Source organism: Corynebacterium sp. HMSC063G05 (assembly GCF_001810555.1).
Taxonomy (GTDB): domain Bacteria; phylum Actinomycetota; class Actinomycetes; order Mycobacteriales; family Mycobacteriaceae; genus Corynebacterium; species Corynebacterium jeikeium_D.
Window position 1 is genome coordinate 47188 of record NZ_KV801833.1, and the last position, 24606, is coordinate 71793.

The following is a 24606-nucleotide window of genomic DNA, read 5'->3' on the forward strand; positions in this document are numbered from 1 at the left end:
TAAGTATGGGGCTCTCTTCCATTCCGGAAGAGAGCCCCTTACTTTTAACCATCGACGCGTTGCCAGCGCGTAGCTGAGCCAGGATTCTGTTGCGGACGCCGGAGAGCGAGAACCTGCTTCCCCGACACACAACTAGCTTCTGTTAGAGCTCCTTGAGAGTCTCCGCGGCCTGCTCTGCCCACTGTCGCCACTGTTCGGCCTGCTCCCGAGCCTTGGCGGCCTGAGAAGCCTTGCCCTTCGCCTCGAGTTCGGCGGCCTTCTGCTCAAACTCCGCTGCGCGGTTGGCGAACTGCTGGACGCGAGCCTGTGCTTCGGGGTCGGTACGGCGCCACTGCGAATCGGCAGCATCGGAGACGCGCTTTTCCAGTGCGCCAATGCGGTTTTCATACTCACGCACACGACCACGCGGCACAAAGCCGATGGCCTCCCATTTCTCCTGCAACTGACGCAGTTCGTTGCGAGCGTGATCGAGGCCCTTGGACGGATCAATGCGGTCTTCGTATTCAGCCAGCAGTGCGTCCTTGGCCGCAGCGTTTTCCTCGAACTCCTTGTCTCGAGCTTCGTTGACCGCGTTGCGAGCACCAAAGAACTCATCCTGGGCGGCCTTGAACTGCGCCCACAGCTTGTCATCGACCTCGCGTGGGGCTCGACCAGCGGCCTTCCACTCAGCCATCAGGTCACGGAAGGCAGCAGCGGTGCCACCCCAATCAGTGGAGGTCTTCAGGGCCTCAGCTCGCTCAATGATGTCCTCCTTAACGCGGCGAGCAGCCGCACGGTTGCGGTCCAGTTCCGCAAAATGGGCACCGCGGCGGCGGTTGAAAGAATCACGCGCGCGAGAGTAACGGCGCCAGAGTTGATCATCAGTTTTGCGGTCGATGCCGCGAATCTGCTTCCACTCCGTGAGAATCTCGCGGATACGGTCGCCGGCGACCTTCCACTCGGTGGAGTTCTCTGCGAGCTCCTCGGCCTCTGCGGCGAGCTCTTCCTTACGTGCGATGGCGTTCTTACGGCGCTCTGCCTTGTCGTGAGCGACTTTCTCCTCTGCGACGTGGGAGGTGGCAATGACCTCTGCAAGGCGCTTATCCAGCGCATCGATATCGCCGAGAACCGTGGCGGTGGCAAGGCTCTCACGCAGTTCAACTGCGTTGTGAGAAATGGTCTTTGCCTCCTGCGGGTGGGAGACTACACGAGATTCCAGTAGCTCGACCTCGGTGGCCAGATCCTCGTAGCGCTTGCCGTAGTGGGCATAACCCTCTTCTACGGTGCCGGCCTGCCAGGAACCAATATTGCGCTCGCCGGCGCTGGTGACCAGCCAAACAGTGCCGTCTTGATCAATGCGGCCAAACTTCTTTGGATCATTGTGGACGGCATGTGCCACAGCGGCCGACCCCGCAGGCGCTGGAGTAGCTCCAGGGGCCTTACGATGAGCCGGCATTGCGCCTGGTCGAGGTCCCGGACGTGGACCCGGGCGTGGACCTGGCTTAGGGGAATTGCTGGTACCGGTCATAGTGGGTAAACCTCTTCCAATCTTCATGCAGAACTGCCGCGCGACACGGCTGCCATCAAACACTTACGGTATGTGCTCGAGTATCCCAAAAATTTTGGCACAGCGCGCGTAACACCGCCGGAATAAGGCATCGACTAGCCCCTCACGGTAGCGTTGAGGACGTGAATTCGCGTTTGCCTCGGCTTGTTATCGTTCCGCGTGCGCTTCTCATCGTCGAGGAGCTGGGTGGTTTTGCGCCCACCGCCACGGAATTGCGCCGTCATGCCCGTGAAACGGTCGCGACGCTGTGGAGACATGACGAACCCGGGGAGCCCGGCGCGGTCGCTATTATCACTGGCAGGATGCAAGCGAAGTCCCCGCACCAGACCAGCGCACCCGGCAGTTTTTCTCCGTATGGGGTTGATGTCACGGTGTCAGGCGGAACCGAATTACCTGAGCTGCTGGGACGCTGGCTTATCGAAGACTACGCGCGACGGAATTCTGAAGGACCCACTGGCCGCGTCATTCAGGCAACGTGCTTCGACTCTATCGCTGAGGCAATCGCTGCCGGTCACACGCGCCTGCTTGTGCTTGTCGACGGCGCATTCGGCCTTGCGGACGATTCCCCGGTCGGCGTAATTGAAGGTGCAGCGGAGGTTGATGCGCTGTGCAGTCTGATTGCTGGTCAGGACTGCTCAAGCATTAACGTGGAAAATATTGTGTTTCCAGCTCCCGGCGCGTACGCGGCCGAGTTATGGCAGCAGCTGAGTAAAGCTGCTGAAAGCTGGACGGGGTCTGGAATGACCGTCGTAAAGCGTTCTTACTATGACGGGGCGCCTTACGGCATCGGTTACCACGTGGCCAGCTGGCAGTGTGTTGCGAAGTAGGAGCTCGCGTTTTTAGTTTTTGTGCAGGAGTGTGAACTGGGTAGTGACGGCTTTCGAGAGTGAGAGCTTGCCGGTGCCGATTGCGGTGGTAGGGCCGACGGCGTCGGGAAAGTCGGATTTGGGGCTGGTGCTTGCGGAGCAGCTTGGCGGTGAGGTCGTCAATGTTGATTCGATGCAGCTTTATCGAGGAATGGATATCGGAACAGCGAAGCTGTCGGTGGACCAGCGGCGGGGGATTCCGCACCACCAACTCGATGTGCTGAACGTGACGCAGCCGGCGAGTGTAGCGACATATCAGCGTGAGGCGGTCGCGGATGTTGAGGCCATTCGCGCGCGGGGGAAAGTCCCCATCCTTGTCGGCGGGTCGATGATGTACGTACAGGCGTTGGTGGACGACTGGCAGTTCCCACCTACGGACCCTGAGGTACGTGCGAAGTGGGAGGCAGTGCAAGACGAGATTGGTCCGGCGGCGTTGCACGATCGGTTGGCAGAGATTGATCCGGATGCGGCGGCAATTATTGAAACCAACGACCCGCGGCGCACTGTCCGGGCTTTGGAGGTCATCGAGCTGACAGGTAAACCTTTTGCAGCGTCGAAGCCGTCGATTGATAAGCCACCGCGGTGGAACACTCGCATATTGGGGTTGCGCACGCAGGCGGAATGGCTAAATCCGCGGATAGAACAGCGTACGCGGGGCATGTTTGCCGCTGGCCTGGTGGAAGAAACTGAGAGTTTGATTGCGCAAGGGTTGCGCGAAGGTGTGACCGCTAGTCGCGCGATCGGCTATGCACAGGTGCTGGACTACTTCGATGGGGTTTACGACCTGGATACGGCTTGTGAACGCACGATTACTGGTACGCGCAGGTATGTGCGACGTCAGCGCTCCTGGTTCAACCGTGATCATCGAATCATGTGGCTAGACGCTGCCGGTGACGTGCCGGGACAGGCGTTTTCCGCACTTGGTCTGTAAGAGATTCGGACCTCCCGCTAGCATCAAGGGCATGGTTTCATTTGCCAAAGGCCACGGTACGCAAAACGATTTCTTGATTTTTCCAGATGATTTGGTGTCCATCGAATTGACCGAATCACTGGTCGCAGCAGTGTGCGATAGACAGCGGGGTCTTGGCGCTGACGGCGTCCTGCGGGTTGCCCGAGCGGGGAAACTCGTCGATGCCGGTGTTTTGGCGGCATTGCCGGAGGGCGTTAAAGCCGACGATTGGTTTATGGACTACCGCAATAGTGACGGTTCTATTGCCGAGATGTGCGGGAATGGTGTCCGCGTCTTTGCACACTATATTGCCGCGATTCACAGCCCGGACAGTGTCGTCGACGGAGCTTTGCGGGTGGGCACTCGAGCAGGGCTGCGCGCTGTTTCGATTGATGAGCACAGCCGCAGGCACGCGGTCGTTGGGGTGGATATGGGCCAGCCGGAAGTCCTCGGCCTCGCTACTGCGTTCATTGGTTCGGGCAACAATGCCCAGAAATTCGCCGGGATTGGTGTCGACGTGGGAAATCCGCATTTGGCCTGCGTCATGCCTGGCCTAAATGCCGCCGCTCTGGCGGAGCTGGAATTGGAAGCGGCGGGTAGTGTCGCGAAGCCAGTGCGTGCCGACGAAGCCATGTTCCCGAACGGCCTCAATGTGGAAATTGTCACCCCGCTGGATGCCTGTGATTCGGTGTCCATGCGAGTAATTGAACGTGGAGTTGGTGAGACCCGCTCGTGTGGCACCGGTACGGTTGCGGCAGCTATTGCCGCGCTGGCCGATGCCGGCCGGACTGAGGGGGTTGTGACAGTCAAGGTGCCCGGCGGTGTGGTGACTGTGGATGTCCACAAGGCCAGCAATGCGGATGGGGACTTCTCGGCGACCTTGACCGGGCCGAGCGTGATTCACACGCTCGGCGATATTGAGCTGGAAGCCCTGTGACTGGTAGCTATTGCTGCAGGAGCACTAGCGGGGTAGTGGAAGCGGTGGGGAATCAGCGGACTAGTGTCCGCCGCAGCCACCGTCGCCACAACCACAGCCGCCATCGCCACAGCCGCCTCCGCAACCTTGAGGCGGAATGATCTCACCGGTCAGTGAGAAAGTACCGGAAACGACCATGCCTGGCTGGGGAGCTTCGTCGCCGCCGGGGACAAGTACGTCCATAGGAGTCGGCAGAGCAAGGTTGAGCACCCAGAACTTCTTGCCGGTTAGCTCATTGACATGCTTGCGGGAGTTATTGATAACACCAGCCAGTTTCACGGTTGCGCTAGGCGATGCCTTCCCGACCTGATCTCCGACAATTGCCTTAGCACCTTCGAAGTCCAATGTTGTCGGGGTTGCCCCGGTGCGCTTCTCGTACTCTTCGATGGATGCGTCGAGGGTGAAATCAGTTGCTAGAGCTGATAGCGCGACATGCTCAAAAGTCTGAGTTCCGGCATCAACAATCATTGGCCCCTGTGACAGCAGGCAGGTAGCGACCTCGATGACCTTGTCAAAGTTATCCGAGGAGGGATCATCCTCGACGATTTCCACGAGCGCCAAGACATCGTCCACGCTGGATACATGGGCAGTGACGGTCGGGCTGCCCGCGAAGCCGGCGTAGGTAGAAAATGGTTCAACACCCAGGATGTGCAGACGCGCACCAGAGGAATCTTCGAAACGGACCAGCTGGCCACCGCGGACCTCGCCGATGACCGACAGATTGTCACTGGCAATCGCGGCTTCCATCGCGTCTCGCCAGCTGGGGTAGTCCATGCCAATGCTTCGCAAGTCAGTAGTCATACTTTTCGATGATACTTCCCATATCTTCATCTGCGAACTAACGAATCGCACGTGAGCGCATTGTGCTCTGGGGTACCTAGAACCATTCCTTCACGCCGCGGCAACTATTCGGATGGGGCTAACAATTCTGCCACACTAAATAGGTAAAGGTTAAGTGTGGCATAAATAACTTTCCTTAGGTGTGCCGGGTTTATTCCATTTAGGCATGCCTAAGAGTAAGCTCATCTCCGTAAACACCATTTGCTTAGCTTAATTCTTATCTATATAAGCGAGGTTTCTCATGCTCGGATTACGGTCTCGAAAACAGTCGGATGACATTCAGTCGCTTGCCGACGTCCCGGTGGGGGTAACCGTCACTCTGGGAACGTCGCATGTGGATGAGCGCCTGTGCCGCAGGCTTTCGCAACTGGGGCTTCGCCCTGGAATGAGTGTCACTGTGGGACGGAGTACCAGCGGCGGTGGGCGAATCGTCCATGCTGGCGCAACGCGCTACGCCATCGATGCCAGCACGCTGCACAAGATGTCCGTCGTGGGTTAGGTCCCCTACATCTCTTTTCTCACCTCCCTCCTGAAAGTAAACAATGACAACACCTACGGATTCCTCAACGCGAAAATTCGCATCCACGCCCAGCTGCCACGCATGCAGCGGCGGAGCACCAGCAAAGGATGGTGCACCTGTTGTCGCAGTAGTCGGCGCACCGAACTCCGGTAAGTCAACACTGTTCAATAGTTTGACTGGTGCGAAAGCGCAGATGGGCAATTGGCCTGGTACGACCGTGGAGGTCAGCCGTGGCGCGTGGAAGACCGATGCCGCTGAGTACGATGTCATCGATTTCCCGGGTGCCTACTCGCTGGATGCCATGAGTCCGGACGAAGAGCTCACTCGCGAGATGCTCATCGAGAAACCAGAAGAAGAACGCCCGGATCTCGTCGTTGTCGTTGTCGACGCCACGGCACTGGGCCGTGGCCTCTACATGGCCGCGGAATTGGCGGAACAGCCCCAGCGCATCGTTCTGGCTCTGACCAAACTAGATGTTGCCAAGGCCAAGGGCATCGATGTGAATCCGGACGCATTGCAGTCAGCTATGGGGATGCCGGTGGTGGCGCTGGATCCCCGTCGTAAAGCGGGAATGGCGCGGTTGGCCGACGCGGTAGCAGCGGCTCTGGACGGATGTAGTTCGGTGTCGTCACCGATTCGCCAGGCCGATGGTGAATCGATTGAACGCCTGGACGACGCACGCTTTGCCGCGATTGATGCGGCGGTTGCGGCATCTACGGGCGGGGTGGAAGATCGCCAGACTTTCTCCGACCGCATTGATAACGTGGTCCTCCATCCGGTGCTCGGACCGATTGTGTTCCTGGCAGTTATGTGGGCAGTCTTCCAAATCACGACGACGGTAGCAGCACCGTTGCAGGACGGTTTGGAAACCCTTATTACCGGTAATTTCGCAGATTTGGTTACCCGTGGATTAGAAGCGGTGGGATGGGATCATCCGATTGTCACCGGGCTGCTTGTAAACGGCATCATCGGTGGTGTCGGCATGGTGCTGACCTTCGTTCCGCTAATGGCACTCATGTTCCTGTGCCTCGCAGTACTCGAGGATTCAGGGTATATGGCGCGTGCAGCCGTGGTGGCGGACCGTGTCATGCGTGCAATTGGTCTTCCGGGTAAGGCATTTATTCCGCTCATCGTCGGCTTTGGCTGTAATGTGCCAGCAATCTCGGCAACACGTGTGCTGAGTAATCCGCGCCACCGCATTTTGACGGCTCTACTGGTTCCGTTTACCTCCTGCTCGGCGCGCCTGACCGTGTATGTCATGTTGGGTGCGGTGTTCTTTCCGGAACACGCGGGCACAGTCGTCTTCGCTATGTACGTGATCTCGATTCTGCTGATCGTTCTGACCGGCCTTGCACTGCGTAAGACCCTGTGGCGCACCATGCCGTCGGAACCGCTGGTCATTGACCTGCCAACCTACCAGCTTCCGACCGCACGGCTGGCACTATCTGTGATGTGGATGCGTCTGAAGGGATTCCTGCAGACCGCTAGTGGAATCATCGTCAGCACCGTCATCGTCGTATGGCTACTGATGTCTATTCCGGTTGTCTCCGGGCACTCCTTTGCCGATGAAAATCTAGCACCGCAGGACTCCGCATACGGTGCAGTCAGCGAAACTATTGCTCCTGTGTTTAACCCGGCAGGTTTCGGTACATGGTCTCTGACAGGTCCGTTGGTGACGGGCTTTGTGGCCAAGGAAGCCGTCATTTCTACCTGGGCACAGACCTATGCAGTGGAGGACGTCACCGACTCCGATTCGAGCGAACAGGCCTCCAGCCCGCTCGCGGAGAATATTCGACGTGACTTTGACAATGCATCCGATGGACACGGATTGGCAGCAGTCTGGGCCTATATGATCTTCCTGCTGGCTTACACACCGTGCGTGGCTACGCTCGCGGCACAACGTCGAGAGATCGGCTTGAAGTGGACGGGCTTCGGTTTGCTAGCGCAGCTGGTCGTTGCATGGGCACTGGCCGTGATTGTTTTCCAAGGGTTAAAGCTGTTCCTGTAAAGCCTCGTTGATTCCTAGTAGCTTCGGCAAAGCTACTAGGGCACACTTGCGAACTAGAAATCAGATCCAACAAGAATCGCGATACGGAAAGGAGCTATCGCCGTGGGACTCTTTAGAGCCAGGAAGAATACGACGGTTACTCGTCGGCCTTCAGAAGCCGTTCAGGATGCAATCGCGCAGGGCATTAGCTCCCGACGCAAAATTTGCGAAATCACCGGCCTGCAGCGAGCAACGGTAGACCTCATCCTTGACCGCATGGAACACACCGGCCAATTGCGACGGGAATCCCTCGGTGGCATGTGCCCAGGCGGAGGTTGTTCCAACTGTGGAATGTCCGACAGCGGTACGTGTGCTGGCGGTAGTTCTAATAGTGGTCCGGTCGCACTGGTTCTGACACGCAGGCCACCTTCTGCAGCCTAAGTCTTGAGCTTCGGCTCGGTATTCTCCGCACACAATGCGGAGAATTTGGCTTGTCATGTGACAATAGCAGCTAGTATGACGAATTTTTCCAACAACTTTGATGAGGTCAGCGACGAAACGTCGCAGCAAGCTCGCACCTCGCACGAGATGGACGATTTTTTCATCGACGCTAATGCCGCTGGCGAGAACGCCGATAGTGCCTCCGGGGATGCGTTCGCAACGAACGTCGGCACGCAAAGGGAACCTACCGTCGGTGATTTGGATTTGGAGGCGCGTTCCTCTCTGCGCCGGCTGACCAGGTCAGTAGCACATACTGAGTCTGAAGAAGTGATGGTCGAGTACCGTCAGCTCCGACTGGAACGCGTGGTGCTGCTCGGTGTCTGGACATCCGGGACCCTTCAGGAAGCTGAAGTGGCGATGGAGGAGCTCGCCGCACTGGCAGAGACTGCAGGTTCGGAAGTTTTAGAGATGGTGCTGCAGCGCCGCGATAAGCCGGACCCTGGTACTTACGTGGGATCTGGCAAGCTCAACGAGCTTCGCGATATTGTCGCCTCTACCGGCGCAGATACAGTTATTTGCGACGGTGAACTGTCTCCCGGTCAATTGGTGGCGCTGGAGGATCGCCTTGACGCCAAGGTTATTGACCGCACCATGCTGATTCTGGATATCTTTGCTCAGCACGCGAAGTCCAAGGAGGGCAAGGCGCAGGTCTCGCTGGCACAAATGCAGTACCTGTACACGCGTCTGCGCGGCTGGGGCGGCAACCTATCGCGTCAGGCTGGTGGTCGCGCGGGCTCCAACGGCGGCGTGGGTCTGCGTGGTCCGGGTGAAACTAAGATCGAAACCGATCGTCAGCGCCTACGCCAAGATATGGCGCGAATCCGCAAGGAATTAGCTGGCATGAAGACTGCGCGTGAGATTAAACGCGCACGTCGTAAGGCTGGACACCTGCCGCGCGTGGCAATTGTCGGCTACACCAACGCGGGTAAATCTTCGTTGCTCAACGCACTGACAGGCGCTGGTGTGCTGGTGGAAGACGCGCTGTTTGCGACGCTGGATCCGACGACTCGTCGCACCAAGCTTCGCGACGGTCGCACGGTGATTATGACCGATACGGTCGGATTTGTTCGCCACTTGCCGACGCAGCTCATTGAAGCTTTTCGCTCGACCTTGGAAGAGGTGCTCGAAGCCGACGTCATCATGCACGTCGTAGACTCCTCTGACCCATTCCCGCTGGAGCAGATTAAGGCTGTCAACAAAGTCATCAACGAAATCGCGGAGGAAGAAAAGGCCGAGATTCCGCCCGAGCTGTTGGTAGTCAACAAGGTGGACAAGGCCGATGGCATCACTCTGGCGCAACTGCGCCACCAGCTCGATGATGCGGTCTTTGTCTCTGCGCGAACGGGTGAGGGGATCGGTGAACTGGAGACCCGACTCGAGCTTGCACTCAATGAGCTGGAGTCTCACGTCCACATGTTGATCCCCTATGACAAGGGCAATATTGTCTCCATGCTCCACGAAGATGCGACCGTGCTGTCGGAGACATGGACAGAGCAAGGCACCCAGATGGATGTGCGTTTGCCCACTAGCCTCGCGGATGAACTGTCGGCATACCGCATCGAACCTGCAGCGGATCCTCACTTCACGGCGGATGCGAATGAGGATAGTAGCAACGACGCCTAGTCGGAAAAGGGAGAGCGGAGTTGGAATAGGGAGAGCGACAAAGAGCTCCGGCAGTCCTGGGTTTAATGCGGTATCCGTGGCGTGATCTGCGGTGGGCATCCACTAGCATTACAACCATGAATTCTACTTCTGACGCGGAGACCCAACAGGGAACCTCCGCAAATCCGCCTGCTGAAAACGCCGAACGTGGCCGTCTTTTCGGTTGGGATATTCACGGTGACGGTCGAAAGATTGCACCGGGAGCCGTGGTGGCTCCCAACGAACGCCTCGATTGGCCTCGTACAATTGGCATTGGCGCACAGCACGTCATTGCCATGTTTGGTGCAACTCTTCTGGTGCCGCTGTTGACTGGTTTCCCAGTCAATACCACACTGCTGTTCTCGGGTATCGGCACGATTGTCTTCCTGCTAATCACCCGAAACCGCTTGCCCTCTTACCTGGGCTCGTCGTTTGCCTTCATCGCACCACTGACCGCGACACAGGCGCAGGGTATTGGTGTTCAGCTCGGTGTCGTGCTCTGCGCCGGCATCGCGCTCATGCTCGTTGGCTGCGTTGTAAAGTTCGCCGGCAAGCGTGTCCTCGATGCAGTGATGCCACCTGCAGTAACCGGTGCCATCGTCGCTCTCATCGGACTTAACCTGGCGCCTGCCGCCACGGAGAACTTCGCCACTCAGCCGTTGGTCGCATTTGTCACGATGGCATCCATTGTCTTCGCAACCGTCGCTGGCCGCGGTATGGTCAGCCGTCTGGGTGTCCTTATCGGCGTACTAATCGGCTGGGTCTTCGCCGCTGCCACTGGAAATCTCTCGCCCGAGGCTACAGAAACTGTCGGCAATGCCGCCTGGATTGGTCTGCCCGCATTCCACGCGCCGGAGTTCCACTTCAATGCGATGCTGATTGGTCTGCCCGTCATCGTAGTACTCATCGCAGAGAATGTCGGTCACGTCAAGGCTGTTGCTGCCATGACCGGCCGAAACCTCGATGACATCGCTGGCGATGCTCTTATTGCAGACGGTCTAGCCACCACCATCGCCGGTTCAGCTGGTGGTTCTGGTACCACTACCTACGCTGAAAATATCGGTGTTATGGCCGCTACCCGTGTCTATTCGACCGCAGCTTACTGGGTGGCAGCTTTCACCGCCATTGCACTGGCTTTCATTCCAAAGTTCGGCGCACTCATCTTGACCATTCCTACCGGCGTGCTCGGTGGGGCAACGATGGTGCTCTACGGCCTGATCGGTTTGCTCGGTGTGCGCATCTGGATGGACGAAAAGGTCGACTTCAACAACCCGGTTAATCTCACCGCTGCCGCCACCGCGCTGATCGCGGGTATCGGTAACCTCACCCTCGACATTGGTTCGCTGACGCTGGAGGGTATTGCTTGGGGGTCGGTCGGCATTATTATCGGCTATCCAATTTTGAACTGGCTCTACAATCGCATCGGCGAGAACCGCTCGTAGGCCACCCGTCCAGGGCAGAATCTCGCACGAATGCTTAACGACGGACCCCGTGACCGTTGCCACGATGTTTCGTCGTTAAGCTCTTTTGCTTTTTAATCGCTCAGGTCTTGGGCGATGAGTTCGGCGATTTTCTCTACCGCAACCGCGTTACTACTGGTCACAGTGACTTCATCGCCGAATTCGGCACCGAGTGCCATGAGCATCAACGAGGATGAAGCATCGGCCGGTTCGTTGTCGGGCTCGTCTGAGTCAAGGAGCTCGACCAGAATTTCTTCCTGAAAACGGGAGGCACGCTCAGCGATGACCGTTGCAGGGCGGGCATGAATACCCACCTTGGAGCCGACGTGGACATGTTGAGTAACCATGCGAGCGGCATCCTGCCTTTCTGCTTCTCGATTTCCTCGATGCCATTTCTGAGCTTAATAGGTTGCCCGGATGGGTTGGGGAATGTTTGCTGAAAATCGTAGAAATGCTCGTTGGGATAAACCAGCCGGTGCGGTAAAAACTACGCTTCCGCTGAAATGTTTGCTTCTAGGTTTTGATTATCGGTGCTGACTTGCCGCGGCCACAGGCTTTTAGCTGCCACAACGAGAATTGCTGCCACTATGCTGCCCAAGACGATTGCAGCAAGCCATGCGACAGGGTTGTCGATTGCAAACAGCACAAAAATACCTCCGTGCGGAACACGTGTGGCCGCAGCCAAAGCCATTGAGGTGCCACCGGTGACGGCACCGCCAATCACAATCGACGGAATCACACGTAGCGGATCTGCGGCGGCGAAGGGAATCACTCCCTCTGAAATGAAGGCCGCACCGAGCACCCAGCCCGCTTTGCCGTTTTGACGCTCCGCCGAACTGAACAGCTTTGGTCGGAGCACAACTGCCAGAGATGTAGCCAATGGAGGTACCATGCCCGCCGCCATCACAGCGGCCATGACCTTCCATGATGCGGGATCTGCTGAGGCGATGTTTGCGACGGCAAAAAGATAAGCAGCCTTGTTGATCATTCCGCCCATATCCACGCACATCATTGCGCCGAGAAGACCACCGAACAGGAACGCCGCCGTCGTATCCAGTGATTGCAGCCACTGCTGCAGAGCCGTCATCAGCCACGCCAGCGGCATCCCGAGCAGCAGGTACATGGTGAGCCCAACGGCCATAGCTCCGAGCATAGGAATCACGACAACCGGCATCAGCGGTCGCAGCCAGTCCGGGACTTTCATCCTCAACAGTAGGGCTACAACTAGTCCCGCCAGGATGCCTGTCACCAGGCCCCCAAGGAAGCCGGCGCCAACCGTGACCGCGATGGCACCGCCAATAAAGCCTGGTGCAATGCCGGCTCTGCCAGCCATGCCAAAGGCGATATAAGCACTCATTACAGCCACAATGACCTGCATGCCGTGGTTGCCAATGGCAAAAAGCGCCGAGCCGAGATACAGCCACAGCCCACTACGATCAATTAGCACGGTGCCGAGATCTTTTGTCGGCACAGCAATCGGGGCATCGAGTCCGATAATCTCCGGCAGCCGCAAATCCCTAGTCACGGCGTCAGCTACTACACCAACCTGATGACCGCCGACGAGGAATCCCAGCGCAATCAACAACCCCGATGCGGCCACGAACGGCACCATATAGCTGACACCGGTCATAATGGCATCACGAACCCAGTGTCCGAAGGCTTTGTCACCGCCTAAGGATGATTTATGTGCCCCCACCTTCGTAGTTGCTTGTACCCTCTCAGATGAAGGGTCTGCGCCTGTAGTACCGGTTTGCGAACCGGCCTCCTTGTCGTGGTCATCCTTAGGTTGCGGCGCCTTTCGGTCGTAGGCGCGAACCCGTGATTGTTCTGCTTTTGCCTTCGCTTGTTTAATAACTGCAGTAGGTTCATTGACTGCCTTACGAATTGGCACTTTGACCTGTGGTTTATCGCTGAAGCGCTTAAGCCCCGTAACCCCAATATCGGCTGCGATTACTAGCACGTCGGCCCGGACAATTGCCTCTGCGGGGGCTTCCTGGGTTCCTGCCGAGCCCTGCGTCTCTACAGTTAGTGTGACATCAGACATGCTTTCTGCCGCGCCAGTAAGCGCTTCGGCTGCCAAATAAGTGTGTGCGATGCCCGTGGGGCAGGCCGTGATGGCGACGATATTGGTCTTCGCCGGAGGTTTTTTCGCTTTCCGACGAGGCGCTTTGGTGACGTGCTCGCTAATGATCCGGGCAGTCTCTTCATCGCTATCAGCACCGCGAAGAGCTGCGCGAAACCCCTTATCGCGAAGTGCTTTTGCGAGTGCGGCCAGAATATCGACGTGGACATCGCTGTTACTAGATGGGACACCAATGAAAAAGAGCAGGTCCGCCGGCCCATCTGGTGTGGTGAATTCTGTAGCGCTGGTTAAGCGGGCAAACATCAGGGTCGGCTTCGACCAGTCCTCATGGCGGCAGTGGGGGATGGCTATCCCTCCCGACAGACCTGTCGGGGCCTTCTCTTCGCGTTCGAGGGCTGCTGCGACGATGCCGTTGCTGTCGGTGGCGCGGCCGGTCTCTACAGCTTTAGCGATGAGATAGTTAAGGATCTTCTCCTTTTGCGGACCGATATCTAGGTCAAGGAACACTGTCGACTCATCGGCTAGGTCTGATGCAATAGCGGAAAAATCTGCCGAAGAAGACATGGTTTTCTAATGCTCCTTATCTAGGCATCGAAAAGCTAAGTGTCGAGCTGCCATAACCGGCCGGCCTCGGGGTGAACCTGTTCTGGATAGGGGATGGTCGTACCGGGAAGACTGGTTGCCGCCGCCCCATAAGCTACGGCGGTGGTTAGTGCATCTTGGTAGCTATCACCGCGTTCGCGGGACATAACGTAGCCGGCCAAAGCACAGTCTCCAGCACCGACCGTCGACTGAGCGACTATCGAGGGGGAGGTAGCAGCGAAACAACCGCCTGACTTCACTGAAAGCACCGCCCCTGCTTCGCCGAGAGTGGCCAGGACTTCGGAAACGCCAAGCTCGTTCAGCGCACGAGCAGCCTGCGCTACGGGAAGATAGTTCCCTTCGGCTGCAGCGGCCTCAAGTTCTTCGCCGTCCTGATCAATGATTTGACCAAGTTCGTAGGCGTTCGGCTTCATCAAGAAAGGTCGCACCTTTGGAAATGCGCGAACGACCTCAGTCAGTGGGCCGTCGCTCGTATCCATAGCAACACGAATATTCGGGTTGACCGAATACACCGCCTCGGTGCATTGAACGTAAAAATCCCTGGGGACACCAGGGGGCAATGAACCTGCGAAAACTACCCACGTGGCGTGTTTAGCATGGTGGATAAGTTTCTCCAGGACACGCCTACGGTGCGCTTTCGTCAATGTCATGCCAGGGGAATTGAGCTTGGTGGTCGTCCCATCTGGCTCTGCGAGTGTGAGATTAACGCGGGCTTCGTTAGTCGTGTTGATGGCTTCATGAGGTATGCCAGAGACTTCCAACAGGCGCGTGAATTTTCCGGAGTCCGATGCCGGGTAGAGCGCGAGCGTCTTTTCTCCGGCGTAGTGCAACGCCTTGGACACATTAATTCCCTTGCCACCAGCCATGTCCTCAGCCATTGGTAGACGGAACACGCCACCTCGCTTGAGCTCCGTATCGAGTCGAGCAAGTCGATCGATTGACGGATTTACAGTCAAGGTCAGGATCATGAAGCAACCACAACCTCGACACCTTGCTCCCTGAGGTCATTGACGAACTGTTCCGGGGCAGAGGAATCTGTAATCACGACGTCGATATCTTCCAATGCTGCAAAGCTGACGAGGAAGTCGCGGCCAAGTTTCGTCGAGTCCGCCATAACGATGACCTTGCGCGCATTCGTAATCATCGCGCGCTTTACCGCCGCTTCCTGTGGATCAGCAGTAGAAAGACCGTGGTCAATTGTCAAGGCATTAGAACCAATGAAAGCGACATCGGCACGCATAACCGCGAGAGTGCGGAGTGCCGTATCGCCAGCAACCGCCTGAGTAATGACGCGAACTTGGCCGCCAAGGAGTTGAAGCTCAATGCGGTTCGATCCTGCGAGTGTGATGGCGTTGGGAAGAGAGTTTGTGACAACCGACCAACGGCGGTTATCAGGGGAGTGGACCATCAGCTCTGCAAGAGCCTCGGTGGTAGTTCCAGCATCGAGAAAAATTCCACCACCAGAGTCAGGCAGAAAATCCGCAGCACAGCGGGCAATAGAGAGCTTCGCGTCCTTTTGCGCGTTCTTTCGAGCGGCAACTGAAAACTCAACAGTCTGAAAAGAACGAGTAGCCACAGCGCCACCGTGTACGCGGTGAACTGCGCCCTCTGCATCCAACTGAGCTAGGTCACGGCGAATCGTCTCTGCTGTGACATCGAAAGCTTCCGCAAGATCAGCGACCGTCACGCGCCCTTCGACTGCTGTCAAAGACGCAATCTTCCGGCGGCGTTCCTCTGCGTACATTCCCCGCTCCTTAGCTGTTAAGAAATCTCAGCTTTACTATCTGTTCCCAGTATGCCCGTTTATGTCTGTTTCGGGCAACGAAAATGTGGGAAATTAGAGGCTGCGTAGGACGCTGACAATCTTGCCGAGGATCTTGGCGTGCTCCGCGGGGAGTGGGTCAAAGGCGCGATTATGGGGCATGAGCCACTTGCCAGCAGCGTCTTCGTGCCATTCCTTGACTGTTGCTTCATCTTCAAACAGGGCTGCAACGAAATCTCCCTGTTCGACCACGTCTTGGGAACGGACTACCACCCAGTCTCCGTCGAGAATGCCCGCGTCAACCATGGAATCACCCACGACCTTGAGTAGGTATAGCTGACCAGAGCCCGTAATCTCCATCGGAAGTGCCATGTGACTTTCCACATGCTGCTCCGCCAAAATAGGGTTGCCAGCCGCAATCTGTCCAACGATAGGAACGAAGATTGGCTCTGGCATGTCCTCTGGCATCTCGGGAGTTTGGGTGGTGCCAGTAGCCTTTGGCCCAGGCTTTACCGGAGTGAAAGTGCCAGCGGAGGACTTCGAATCCCTTACGTTTACCGCGCGGGGTTTGTGTGGGTCGCGGCGGAGAAAGCCCTTCTTCTCCAACTCCTTGAGTTGGTATGCCACCGACGAGGTGGAATTCAAGCCCACAGCATCCCCAATTTCTCGAATGCTCGGTGGGTATCCGCGAAGTACGACGGCATCCGAAATGACGTCAAGAATCCGACGCTGCCGATCGGTGAGTGTTTTAGGGTTCGCTTTCTTCTTTTGAGCCATGGAACATCCCTTCTCAAACTCTTTCGAATGAATCATAACTCAAAACTGTTCGAATCGTCGAGCATCGAACACTGTGCGCCCTTGAATTCTTTAGAAAACGTGTACATTATCCGTGCTCGGAGGCGGTGATGATGTCGAAAATCGAAAATAAATCCGGATAGCAGTAGACAATATTCGAACATGGTGTTATAAATCGAACATGACAAGTTACTCGAACAGTCGTTTGATGAAAGGGTCTAGACGGATTCTCCGCATCCGCCCTTGGACATAGTCTCCACAGCGTCGGGAAACGGTCGTACAACTCTTATTCTCTCCAGGCCGGCAACGGTGGGAGAGTCAACGTTGGAAAGGGAGAAAACATGATGTCTACGGTTTCAACCGCACTTGGTGTTAGCAGCACATCTGATATTGACTTTTCTCAAGTTTCCGAGCTCCCTGCTCGGACGACACGGAAAGCCCCGTTGGTGTGGGGTGAACGTAGTGCGTCTTGCACACAGCACATCGTTCGGCCCGGTCAGCGTGCACGTATTGCACAGCGCAATCGAAATGGGGCTTCATCGGCGCGAATGCGGAGGGACAGGTCGCGGCCCAGTCATGTCTCGGTCAACTACGGGCGTCCGTCTCTATCCGTTAGCAGGGCGCAGCAGTCCAATCGTAGTGATGTATCCGCAGGCACTAACCTGACTCGCCTGATGGCGGTATGGGCTCTAGGGCTTGGTGCTTTCTTCGGAGTTTTCGGCAGCATGGTCTTTGAACAGGGACAAAGTGAGGCGGTCGAAAGCACCTTTACGTCTACGTACGCTTCCTACTCCGCGCAATAATCATTCCAGTTTCCGGTGTTGGGGTGGGACGTAGACTGGAGACCGTGTATTGCCAGTTTTGTCATCATGATCAGACACGAGTCTTGGACTCACGGTTGATAGATAACGGTATGGGGATTCGTCGCCGAAGGGAATGCCTGAATTGCGGCAAACGTTTTTCTACGATTGAACGCTCGCAGCTGATGGTCGTTAAACGGGATGGAATCCCTGAGGAATTCAACCGCGAAAAGGTTATCCAGGGTGTTCGACGTGCGTGCCAGGGGCGCGAAGTATCAGAGTCTCAGCTGAAGAAACTTGCACAAAAAGTGGAGGAGAGCCTCCGCGAGAAAGGCACGCCCCGGGTGGACTCAAACGATATCGGCCTTGCCATCCTTGAGCCGCTCAAAGAACTGGACGAAGTTGGCTATCTCCGCTTCGCTTCGGTGTACAAGTCCTTTTCCTCCGCGGACGATTTCGCGCAAGAGATTGCCAGCATGCGCAAGGGGAAAGGACCGCAGGCTAATGGCAACGAGGTTAAAAAGAACTAACGCAGTTTATCCACACGTTTCTTTATTCGAGTCAGGGATACGCTCTGGGCGGTACCCAGCCGTTGTGCGAAAAGGCTGACGCGCAGCTCTTGAATGAGCCACTGAATATCCCGTACCTCCGCGGAATTCGAACGTGCCTTAGGCAGCTGCTGAAGCTTTGCCGCCAAGTATTCGCGGGCCTCAGTCACCTCATCTTCACGTTCGGCATCACGGTCCGGGTCACGGTTCATTTCCTCAAGCCGAATCTCCATCGCTTGGAGATAACGTGGCAAATGTCGTAGGTGCTGCCAACCGTGCCTTGCCACAGCGCCCTTAGGGAACATGAACTCCAGCTGGCGACGCATATCGTCAATAGCATCGCCTTCCCACTTGTTTAGCTGATTTACCACCGAGACATAACGAGGCATTGCCTGGGCAACGCCGACGACCAATTGGCGCACCTCTGAGGCGACTCCAGAACGAACGTGTTCGAGTAGTTTGTCGAATTCCTTCGGATCGCGGACCGGGCCGCCGGCAGCCATCATACGGTCGCGAATCACTGCGACACGGCAGTCCTCGACAAGCCCATCGGCGCCCCCATGTGGCCATGCGTCCACGCCAACACGTTGCTGGAGTGGAAGCCCCTTAGTCATTTGTGCACCATTTACTGGGCAATCCCGCAATAGCATTGTCAAGTTTGTGGTCGCCAACGTCGCCTCAGCCTGAGCCTTAGTTGGTTTGACCTCAATGGCCACGCCATCCTTGGTGGTCACCAGCGTCGGATACATCGTGACGGACTGACCGTCGACATTACTTTTGACCGTTAATGAGACGGCGCCCAAGTTCTCTGAAGTCCACTTTTTCACAGCTTCGCGTGCTGCAGACTTCGAACGTTTCGACACAGCAGTTGAGACCGTCGAGGCATGCTTGTCTCGAAGCGCAGCAAGATCTCGGCTCTGATCGACGATCTTTCCATGGCGGTCGACCACTGCGTAGTTAAAGCGCAAGTGTGCTGGCAGCTTCGAAGGGGCAAAGTCTGCACCATTGATGCCCGAGCCTCCGAGTCGTCGTAAAGCATCGGCAAAAACATCGACGAAGCGGCCTGAGTACGGAGTCATCGTCTCCAGCGCGCGGCGTGCGAAATCCGGGGCGGGGACAACGGACTTCCGCAGTGCCTTCGGCAGAGTGCGAATGTAGGCTTCCGCGAGCTCAGCGCGAAGACCTGGTACCTGCCAGTCGAAGCCATCTTCACGCAGACCTGCAAGAAGAGGCACGGGGACACGGAGAGTCACACCGTCATCAGGGGCGCCCGGTTCGAATTTATAGGACAGAGAGAAATCGACCGAGCCCTGCTGCCACATTTCGGGGAAGGCGTTGTCGTCGATGTCGCCGGCTTCGGGGTTGAGCAGCTTATTGGGATCAAAGTCCAGTAGATTTGGCTGCTTGGGCTTAGTTTTCTTCCACCAGCGGTCAAAATTGGTGGCCGTGGTGATAGAGGCGGGCAGCTTGGAGTCGTAGAACGCGTAGAGCACGTCGTCATCGACGACAATGCCGCGGGAACGCTGCTTTTCCTCGATCTTCTCGGCTTCGGCAAGTTTGTCTTGATTGTTCTTAAAGAACTCGTGATGTGTGTTCCATTCGCCGTCGACAAGCGCAGAGCGAATGAAGATCGAGCGGGCGGCGTCGGCATTGACTCGGTGATAAGGCATCAAACGGTCAACCACCACGGGCACGCCGTAGAGCGTCGACTTCTGGTAAGCCATCGCTGCACCGCGCTTAGTAGACCAGTGAGGCTTTGAGTACTGGTGCTTGAGCAGATGAGGGGCTACCTTCTCTAGCCACTGCGGCTGAATCGTGCCGACGTTGCGCGCAAAAGTGCGCGAGGTCTCGACGATTTCCGCAGCCATCACCCAGCGAGGCGGCTTCTTTGCCAACGCGGACGAGGGGTGAATGAGGAACTTAGTGTTGCGGGTGCCAGTAAATTCCTTGCCCTCGCCCTCGCGCGTACCAATCATCGATAACAGACCCGGTAACAGTGACTTTGCCACCTCGTCGGGATTGTCGACACCGTTGGTTGAGCTGCGGGCCGAAAGATGCCAGCCCAGCTCGGCCGTTGCCTGGTGGAGCTGACGCACCAAGTCCTGCCACTCGCGAACGCGCAGATAGTGGAGGTACTCGCGCTTGCACATCTTGCGGAATTGGTTACCGCTAAGCTCGCGACGCTTTTCCTCCAGGTACTCCCAGAGCTTCAGTAGGGAGTTGAAGTCGCTGGTGGTGTCCTTAAAACGGGCATGTAGCTGATCTGCCTGAGCTTGGAACTCCAGTGGACGTTCGCGCACATCCTGCAGAGACAAAGCGGCGACAATGACGGTTACCGCCCCAAGAGTGGTGTTCTCGTACCCTTCGACCAGCATGCGGGCAAGACGCGGGTCGACTGGGATACGGGCAATTTGTCGGCCGATGTCCGTCAGCTCGGGGGCATCAGACCCCGACGTGGTGGTAATAGCCTGAAGCTCTGTGAGCAGGTTAATGCCATCGCGGATTGCTTTGTGCTCTGGTGGCTGGACAAAGGGGAAGTCCTCAATCGCGCCAAGCCGCAGTGAAATCATTTGCAGTACAACCGAAGCGAGATTGGTGCGCAGAATCTCCGGATCCGTAAACTCGGGGCGCGAGAGAAAATCCTCTTCGCTGTAGAGACGAATCGCCACACCATCAGCTACACGGCCACAGCGTCCAGAGCGCTGATTCGCGGATGCCTGGCTGATGTCCTCAACTGGCAGGCGCTGCACCTTCGTGCGGGTGGAGTAGCGGGAAATGCGTGCGGTACCAGTATCGACGACATACTCGATACCAGGGACCGTCAGCGACGTTTCCGCAATGTTGGTCGCCAGCACAATGCGACGCCCGGAATGCGGAGTGAAGATCCGATGCTGCTCTGCATTAGATAGCCGACCGAATAGTGGAACGGCTTCTACACCTTTCCAGTGTTTGCCCTCGATGGCTTCGGCAGCTTCTCGGATCTCTCGCTCACCCGAAAAGAACACCAGGATATCGCCGTCGCCAAGCCGCATCAGCTCTTCACACGCAGCGATTACACCATCGATCTGCTCGATGGCGACTTCCTTTTCCTGCCCATTCTTCGCAACAACGGTCCGCACCAGCGGGCGATAGCGGATTTCCACCGGGTAGGTGCGCCCCGACACCTCGATGATGGGCGCAGGGTGCTCGTCGTCAGGCGCGAAATGACGAGCGAACCGTTCCGGATCAATCGTCGCGGAAGTGATAATGATTTTCAGATCTGGACGCTGCGGCAGAATATGCTTTAAATATCCCAGCAGGAAGTCGATGTTGAGGCTGCGCTCGTGCGCCTCATCGATGATGATGGTGTCGTACTCGCGTAGCAGTCGGTCGCGGCCAATTTCGGCCAGCAGGATACCGTCGGTCATCAGTTTGATGCAGGTATCCTTGCTCACGCGATCATCAAAACGCACTGCATAGCCGACGTGCTGTCCAATCTTTTCGCCCAGCTCATGAGCGATGCGCTCCGCGACGGAACGCGCCGCAATACGACGTGGCTGAGTGTGACCAATCTTGCCCCGCACGCCGCGTCCCAGTTCGAGGCATATCTTCGGGATCTGCGTAGTCTTACCAGAGCCAGTCTCACCAGCAATAATGACGACCTGGTTGTTTTCAATTGCCTCTGCAATGTCGTCGCGGCGCGCGGACACCGGCAACTGGGCAGGGTAGGTGATGCGAGGAATCGCTTTACGACGATCTTCTAACCGCTCCAGCGCAAAGTCGAGGTCTGCAGAGATTGCAGACAGCGCCTTCGGCGCGGATGCTCGCTTTAGCCGGCGTCGGAAGGACTGAGCCTCCCGAATCGGCAATTGATCAGCGAGCTGGTAGAGCTCCTTTTTACGCGTGTCCTTAGCAGGTTTGCCAGAGCGCTGTGGCCTGGCGGAATTGCGGTGGCCGGAGTGGTGGTTTCCCGACTGGGCACGTGGAGCTGGTTTATCAGAACGGCTAGGAGTACTCATGGTTGCCTACTAGATTAGCCGCGTCTGGGGAGACAACCCACATCTGTGCTGATTAAGAGGTGCTCGAGATAGTCCGATGGCAGCAGGGAGCGTCCTACTTTGCGGCTGCTAGCTCTTCGGCAACTTCCTTGCAGTCCTCGCGCCCACAGTGCTGTGTCTCGGTGTGCTCCCAGCAATCATCGCAAATAAGCACCTGACGACGGCAGGTATCTTCGTTGATGCAGTTCTGGAAGGTGTTTGTGGGCTTGCCGCAGTGGACGCAGTGCCCGAGCTGTACGTAGTCCTCGTCTTCGATGCCATCGCCAAACTCCATATGCATGCGCTTGTCGAAGACATATAGGGAGCCTTCCCACAGCCCCTTATTGCCAAACTTTTCGCCGTAGCGCACAATACCGCCGTCGATTTGGTAGACCTCTTCGAAACCGCGGTTCTTCATAAGTGCGGAGAGGATCTCGCAGCGGATGCCGCCGGTGCAGTAGGAGATAACCGGCTTGTCCTTCATCCAGTCGTACTTACCGGATTCCAGTTCGTCGATGAAGTCGTGCGTGGTCTTTACGTCCGGGACGACAGCGTTTTTAAACTTGCCAATCTCGGCTTCCATTGCGTTGCGGCCATCGAAGAAGATGACATCGTCGCCGCGTTCCTCGACCAGTTTATTGACCTCTTCCGGCTTCAAATGTGTGCCGCCGCCAATGACACCATCGACATCGACTTTCAGCTCACCCGGAGCACCGAAAGCGACGATTTCGTCGCGAACCCTGACGGAGAGTTTTGGAAAGTCATCAGCGCCGCCTTCGCTCCACTTGAACTGCATGGAGTGAAAAGCGGGGTACTGCTTGGTTTTCTTGATGTACTTCTTGCAGGCATCGAGATCACCGCCGACGGTGCCATTGATGCCGTGCTCGGACACCAGAATGCGGCCCTTGAGCCCTAACGACTCGCAAAGATCGCGCTGCCATAGCATGATGGCACGCGGATCGGACAGTGGGGCGAACTGGTAGTACAGAAGAATCTTGCTGATGCTCACGGGGACTATTCTAGTCTGCTCTCTCAGTTATCCTATTTTCGGCGTGAGCTGCTGGTATGGCTTAGTGCTTCTGATAGAGAGCCTTCTTCTGGTACTTAGGCTCCGAAGTCACTAGCACACCGAGGTTGCGGAAAATTGTTTCGTCCACGCTGCCCAGAATGGTGGTGGTGTGGACATCGCAGTTTCGAAGGTTCTTCAGCTCGGCGAGGGCTGCGCGGGCATCGTCGCTGGTGGCCGCCGACACGGAAAGGGCGATAAGAACCTCGTCGGTATGTAAGCGGGGGTTGCGGCTGCCCAGGTGATGCGTCTTAAGCGTTTGAATTGGCTCAATGGCAGCTGGGGAGAGCAAGTGCAAGTCCGGGTCGATATTGGCGAGCTTCTTGAGAGCGTTGAGGAGCATTGCTGCTGAGCATCCGAGTAGTTCAGAAGTCTTGCCCGTGATGATTGTGCCGTCGTGCAATTCGATTGCGCTACCCGGTGCCCCGGTAGATTTCTCAACTTCAAGTGCTGGTGCGACGACTCGGCGGGCGGCTGTCGACACGTTGGCCTTGCTCATAATCATGGCAATGCGCTGTGAGACTTCGTCGTCTGCGCTGTTCTTGTGTTCGTCGACAAGAGCCTTGTAGTAACGGCGAACGATTTCCTGGTTGGATGCCTCTCGGCACACTTCGTCATCGTCGATACAGTAACCGGCCATATTGACGCCCATGTCGGTCGGTGACTTGTACGGCGACTCGCCCGCGAGCTTCTCCAACAGAGTGCGCAGCAGTGGGAAGACCTCGACATCACGGTTATAGCTGGTGACCTTGGTGTCATAGGCGGCCAAATGAAAAGGGTCGATGAGATTGATGTCATCGAGATCAGCTGTTGCCGCCTCGTAGGCCAGATTTACCGGGTGTTCGAGTGCCAGGTTCCAGATAGGGAAGGTCTCAAACTTTGCGTAACCGGAACGAATTCCGTGTTTGTGATCGTGATAAATCTGCGATAGACAGGTCGCCAGCTTTCCAGAGCCCGGGCCCGGCGCTGTAACAACGACCAAGTCCCGCGACGTTTGCGCCCATTCATTCAGCCCGAAGCCGGCTTCACTGACAATTTTCTCCGTGTTTGTCGGGTAGCCCTCGATATTGCGATGGCGGATTACGCTCAATCCGAGTCGCTGCAGGCGCTCAATGAAGTTCTTTGCCAGGGTGTTGTCGTCGGAAAGCTGCGTGACGACGACGCTGTCGACTAGAAACCCGCGTTCACGAAAGACATCGACGAGGCGCAGCACATCGTCTTCGTAAGTGATGTCGAGGTCAGCGCGGACCTTGTGGCGCTCCAAATCCTTGGCATTGATGCACACCATGATTTCCAGATCGTCTTTGAGGCGATCGAGCATAGCGATTTTATTGTCAGGCGTGAAGCCGGGGAGCACGCGCGAGGCATGCATGTCATCAAATAGCTTGCCGCCCATTTCGAGATAGAGCTTGCCGCCTTCACCTGCGATGTCTGCGCGCCGCTTCTTAATATGAGCGGATTGCATTTCGATGTACTTTTCGCGGTTAAAACCGACAGCCTGAGCCATGGTGCCCTTTCTGAAGTTGTGTCTGCGAGGAGCGCGCTAAAGCTTGCGAAATTCTACTGTGTCCATGGTAGTGATACTGCCTTGCGAATGTCGTATCGGTTACTGCTGTCGCGGGGGGAATTTTGGGAACTTTGGCTTAT

18 protein-coding genes are annotated in these 24606 nt (G+C 56.8%); 8 read left to right on the forward strand and 10 right to left on the reverse strand.

Annotated features, from left to right (window positions below; all coding sequences use genetic code 11):
• Positions 1–142: 142 nt before the first annotated feature.
• Positions 143–1507 (reverse strand): DUF349 domain-containing protein, encoded by a 1365-nt coding sequence (locus tag HMPREF2751_RS01040; RefSeq protein ID WP_049189635.1) that lies wholly within the window; start codon positions 1505–1507, stop codon positions 143–145.
• A 161-nt stretch (positions 1508–1668) separates the two neighbouring features.
• Between HMPREF2751_RS01040 and HMPREF2751_RS01045 the strand changes: the two genes are divergently transcribed.
• From HMPREF2751_RS01045 to dapF, 3 genes are all read left to right on the forward strand, one after another.
• A complete protein-coding gene (locus HMPREF2751_RS01045; protein WP_070595182.1) occupies positions 1669–2373 on the forward strand; it encodes a class III extradiol ring-cleavage dioxygenase family protein in 705 nt (234 codons plus the stop codon).
• 67 nt (positions 2374–2440) lie between these two features.
• On the forward strand, positions 2441–3343 hold the full coding sequence (gene miaA / locus HMPREF2751_RS01050; protein WP_049189646.1) for a tRNA (adenosine(37)-N6)-dimethylallyltransferase MiaA: 903 nt from the start codon (positions 2441–2443) through the stop codon (positions 3341–3343).
• Positions 3344–3374: 31 nt separating this feature from the next.
• Positions 3375–4298 carry a diaminopimelate epimerase gene (gene dapF / locus HMPREF2751_RS01055; protein WP_049189637.1) on the forward strand — a complete coding sequence of 308 codons (924 nt, stop codon included), beginning with the start codon at positions 3375–3377 and terminating at the stop codon, positions 4296–4298.
• A 60-nt stretch (positions 4299–4358) separates the two neighbouring features.
• Here the strand turns inward: dapF and HMPREF2751_RS01060 are convergent, their stop codons facing one another.
• Positions 4359–5138, reverse strand: a complete 780-nt coding sequence (locus HMPREF2751_RS01060; protein ID WP_049189638.1) for a hypothetical protein — start codon at positions 5136–5138, stop codon at positions 4359–4361.
• Positions 5139–5418: 280 nt separating this feature from the next.
• Here HMPREF2751_RS01060 and HMPREF2751_RS10560 point away from each other — a divergent pair, with 280 nt between their 5' ends.
• The 4 genes from HMPREF2751_RS10560 (at position 5419) to HMPREF2751_RS01075 (ending at position 11268) form a co-directional block, all read left to right on the forward strand.
• A complete protein-coding gene (locus tag HMPREF2751_RS10560) occupies positions 5419–5676 on the forward strand; it encodes a FeoA family protein (protein ID WP_080969561.1) in 258 nt (85 codons plus the stop codon).
• Positions 5677–5719: 43 nt separating this feature from the next.
• Entirely contained in the window at positions 5720–7705 is a 1986-nt protein-coding gene (gene feoB, locus HMPREF2751_RS01065) for a ferrous iron transport protein B (protein ID WP_049189639.1), read from the forward strand.
• A gap of 495 nt (positions 7706–8200) precedes the next feature.
• Positions 8201–9808, forward strand: coding sequence for a GTPase HflX (gene hflX / locus HMPREF2751_RS01070; RefSeq protein WP_070595184.1), 1608 nt, complete (start codon positions 8201–8203; stop codon positions 9806–9808).
• Positions 9809–9924: 116 nt separating this feature from the next.
• Positions 9925–11268, forward strand: coding sequence for a uracil-xanthine permease family protein (locus HMPREF2751_RS01075; RefSeq protein ID WP_224433128.1), 1344 nt, complete (start codon positions 9925–9927; stop codon positions 11266–11268).
• A 92-nt stretch (positions 11269–11360) separates the two neighbouring features.
• Here the strand turns inward: HMPREF2751_RS01075 and HMPREF2751_RS01080 are convergent, their stop codons facing one another.
• From HMPREF2751_RS01080 to lexA, 5 genes are all read right to left on the reverse strand, one after another.
• Positions 11361–11633 (reverse strand): HPr family phosphocarrier protein, encoded by a 273-nt coding sequence (locus HMPREF2751_RS01080; protein ID WP_016422625.1) that lies wholly within the window; start codon positions 11631–11633, stop codon positions 11361–11363.
• A 140-nt stretch (positions 11634–11773) separates the two neighbouring features.
• Positions 11774–13933 carry a PTS fructose transporter subunit IIABC gene (locus HMPREF2751_RS01085; RefSeq protein WP_083304387.1) on the reverse strand — a complete coding sequence of 720 codons (2160 nt, stop codon included), beginning with the start codon at positions 13931–13933 and terminating at the stop codon, positions 11774–11776.
• Positions 13934–13968: 35 nt separating this feature from the next.
• Positions 13969–14940: a 1-phosphofructokinase family hexose kinase gene (locus HMPREF2751_RS01090; RefSeq protein WP_016422627.1), complete on the reverse strand. Its 972-nt coding sequence runs from the start codon at positions 14938–14940 to the stop codon at positions 13969–13971.
• Entirely contained in the window at positions 14937–15716 is a 780-nt protein-coding gene (locus HMPREF2751_RS01095; RefSeq protein WP_016422628.1) for a DeoR/GlpR family DNA-binding transcription regulator, read from the reverse strand. Before HMPREF2751_RS01095 ends, HMPREF2751_RS01090 begins: the two co-directional genes overlap by 4 nt.
• Before the next feature lie 93 nt (positions 15717–15809).
• Positions 15810–16511, reverse strand: coding sequence for a transcriptional repressor LexA (gene lexA / locus HMPREF2751_RS01100; RefSeq protein ID WP_016422629.1), 702 nt, complete (start codon positions 16509–16511; stop codon positions 15810–15812).
• Positions 16512–17376: 865 nt separating this feature from the next.
• Between lexA and nrdR the strand changes: the two genes are divergently transcribed.
• Positions 17377–17859 (forward strand): transcriptional regulator NrdR, encoded by a 483-nt coding sequence (nrdR, locus tag HMPREF2751_RS01105; protein WP_042388651.1) that lies wholly within the window; start codon positions 17377–17379, stop codon positions 17857–17859.
• Here nrdR and hrpA read toward each other — a convergent pair.
• The 3 genes from hrpA to HMPREF2751_RS01120 form a co-directional block, all read right to left on the reverse strand.
• On the reverse strand, positions 17856–21875 hold the full coding sequence (gene hrpA / locus HMPREF2751_RS01110; protein WP_016422631.1) for an ATP-dependent RNA helicase HrpA: 4020 nt from the start codon (positions 21873–21875) through the stop codon (positions 17856–17858). The genes nrdR and hrpA overlap by 4 nt on opposite strands.
• Before the next feature lie 94 nt (positions 21876–21969).
• On the reverse strand, positions 21970–22902 hold the full coding sequence (locus HMPREF2751_RS01115) for an oxygen-dependent tRNA uridine(34) hydroxylase TrhO (protein WP_016422632.1): 933 nt from the start codon (positions 22900–22902) through the stop codon (positions 21970–21972).
• A 61-nt stretch (positions 22903–22963) separates the two neighbouring features.
• Entirely contained in the window at positions 22964–24466 is a 1503-nt protein-coding gene (locus tag HMPREF2751_RS01120; protein ID WP_016422633.1) for a DUF1846 domain-containing protein, read from the reverse strand.
• Positions 24467–24606: the final 140 nt, after the last annotated feature.

Bases quoted from the DNA above. Each gene is read 5' to 3' on its own strand.
- HMPREF2751_RS01040 (WP_049189635.1), bottom strand. From the start codon at position 1,507: ATGACCGGTACCAGCAATTCCCCTAAGCCAGGTCCACGCCCGGGTCCA.
- hrpA (WP_016422631.1), bottom strand. From the start codon at position 21,875: ATGAGTACTCCTAGCCGTTCTGATAAACCAGCTCCACGTGCCCAGTCG.
- dapF (WP_049189637.1), top strand. From the start codon at position 3,375: ATGGTTTCATTTGCCAAAGGCCACGGTACGCAAAACGATTTCTTGATT.
- HMPREF2751_RS01085 (WP_083304387.1), bottom strand. From the start codon at position 13,933: ATGTCTTCTTCGGCAGATTTTTCCGCTATTGCATCAGACCTAGCCGAT.
- HMPREF2751_RS01080 (WP_016422625.1), bottom strand. From the start codon at position 11,633: ATGGTTACTCAACATGTCCACGTCGGCTCCAAGGTGGGTATTCATGCC.
- HMPREF2751_RS10560 (WP_080969561.1), top strand. From the start codon at position 5,419: ATGCTCGGATTACGGTCTCGAAAACAGTCGGATGACATTCAGTCGCTT.
- feoB (WP_049189639.1), top strand. From the start codon at position 5,720: ATGACAACACCTACGGATTCCTCAACGCGAAAATTCGCATCCACGCCC.
- HMPREF2751_RS01095 (WP_016422628.1), bottom strand. From the start codon at position 15,716: ATGTACGCAGAGGAACGCCGCCGGAAGATTGCGTCTTTGACAGCAGTC.
- HMPREF2751_RS01060 (WP_049189638.1), bottom strand. From the start codon at position 5,138: ATGACTACTGACTTGCGAAGCATTGGCATGGACTACCCCAGCTGGCGA.
- lexA (WP_016422629.1), bottom strand. From the start codon at position 16,511: ATGGCTCAAAAGAAGAAAGCGAACCCTAAAACACTCACCGATCGGCAG.
- HMPREF2751_RS01075 (WP_224433128.1), top strand. From the start codon at position 9,925: ATGAATTCTACTTCTGACGCGGAGACCCAACAGGGAACCTCCGCAAAT.
- HMPREF2751_RS01090 (WP_016422627.1), bottom strand. From the start codon at position 14,940: ATGATCCTGACCTTGACTGTAAATCCGTCAATCGATCGACTTGCTCGA.
- HMPREF2751_RS01120 (WP_016422633.1), bottom strand. From the start codon at position 24,466: ATGGCTCAGGCTGTCGGTTTTAACCGCGAAAAGTACATCGAAATGCAA.
- hflX (WP_070595184.1), top strand. From the start codon at position 8,201: ATGACGAATTTTTCCAACAACTTTGATGAGGTCAGCGACGAAACGTCG.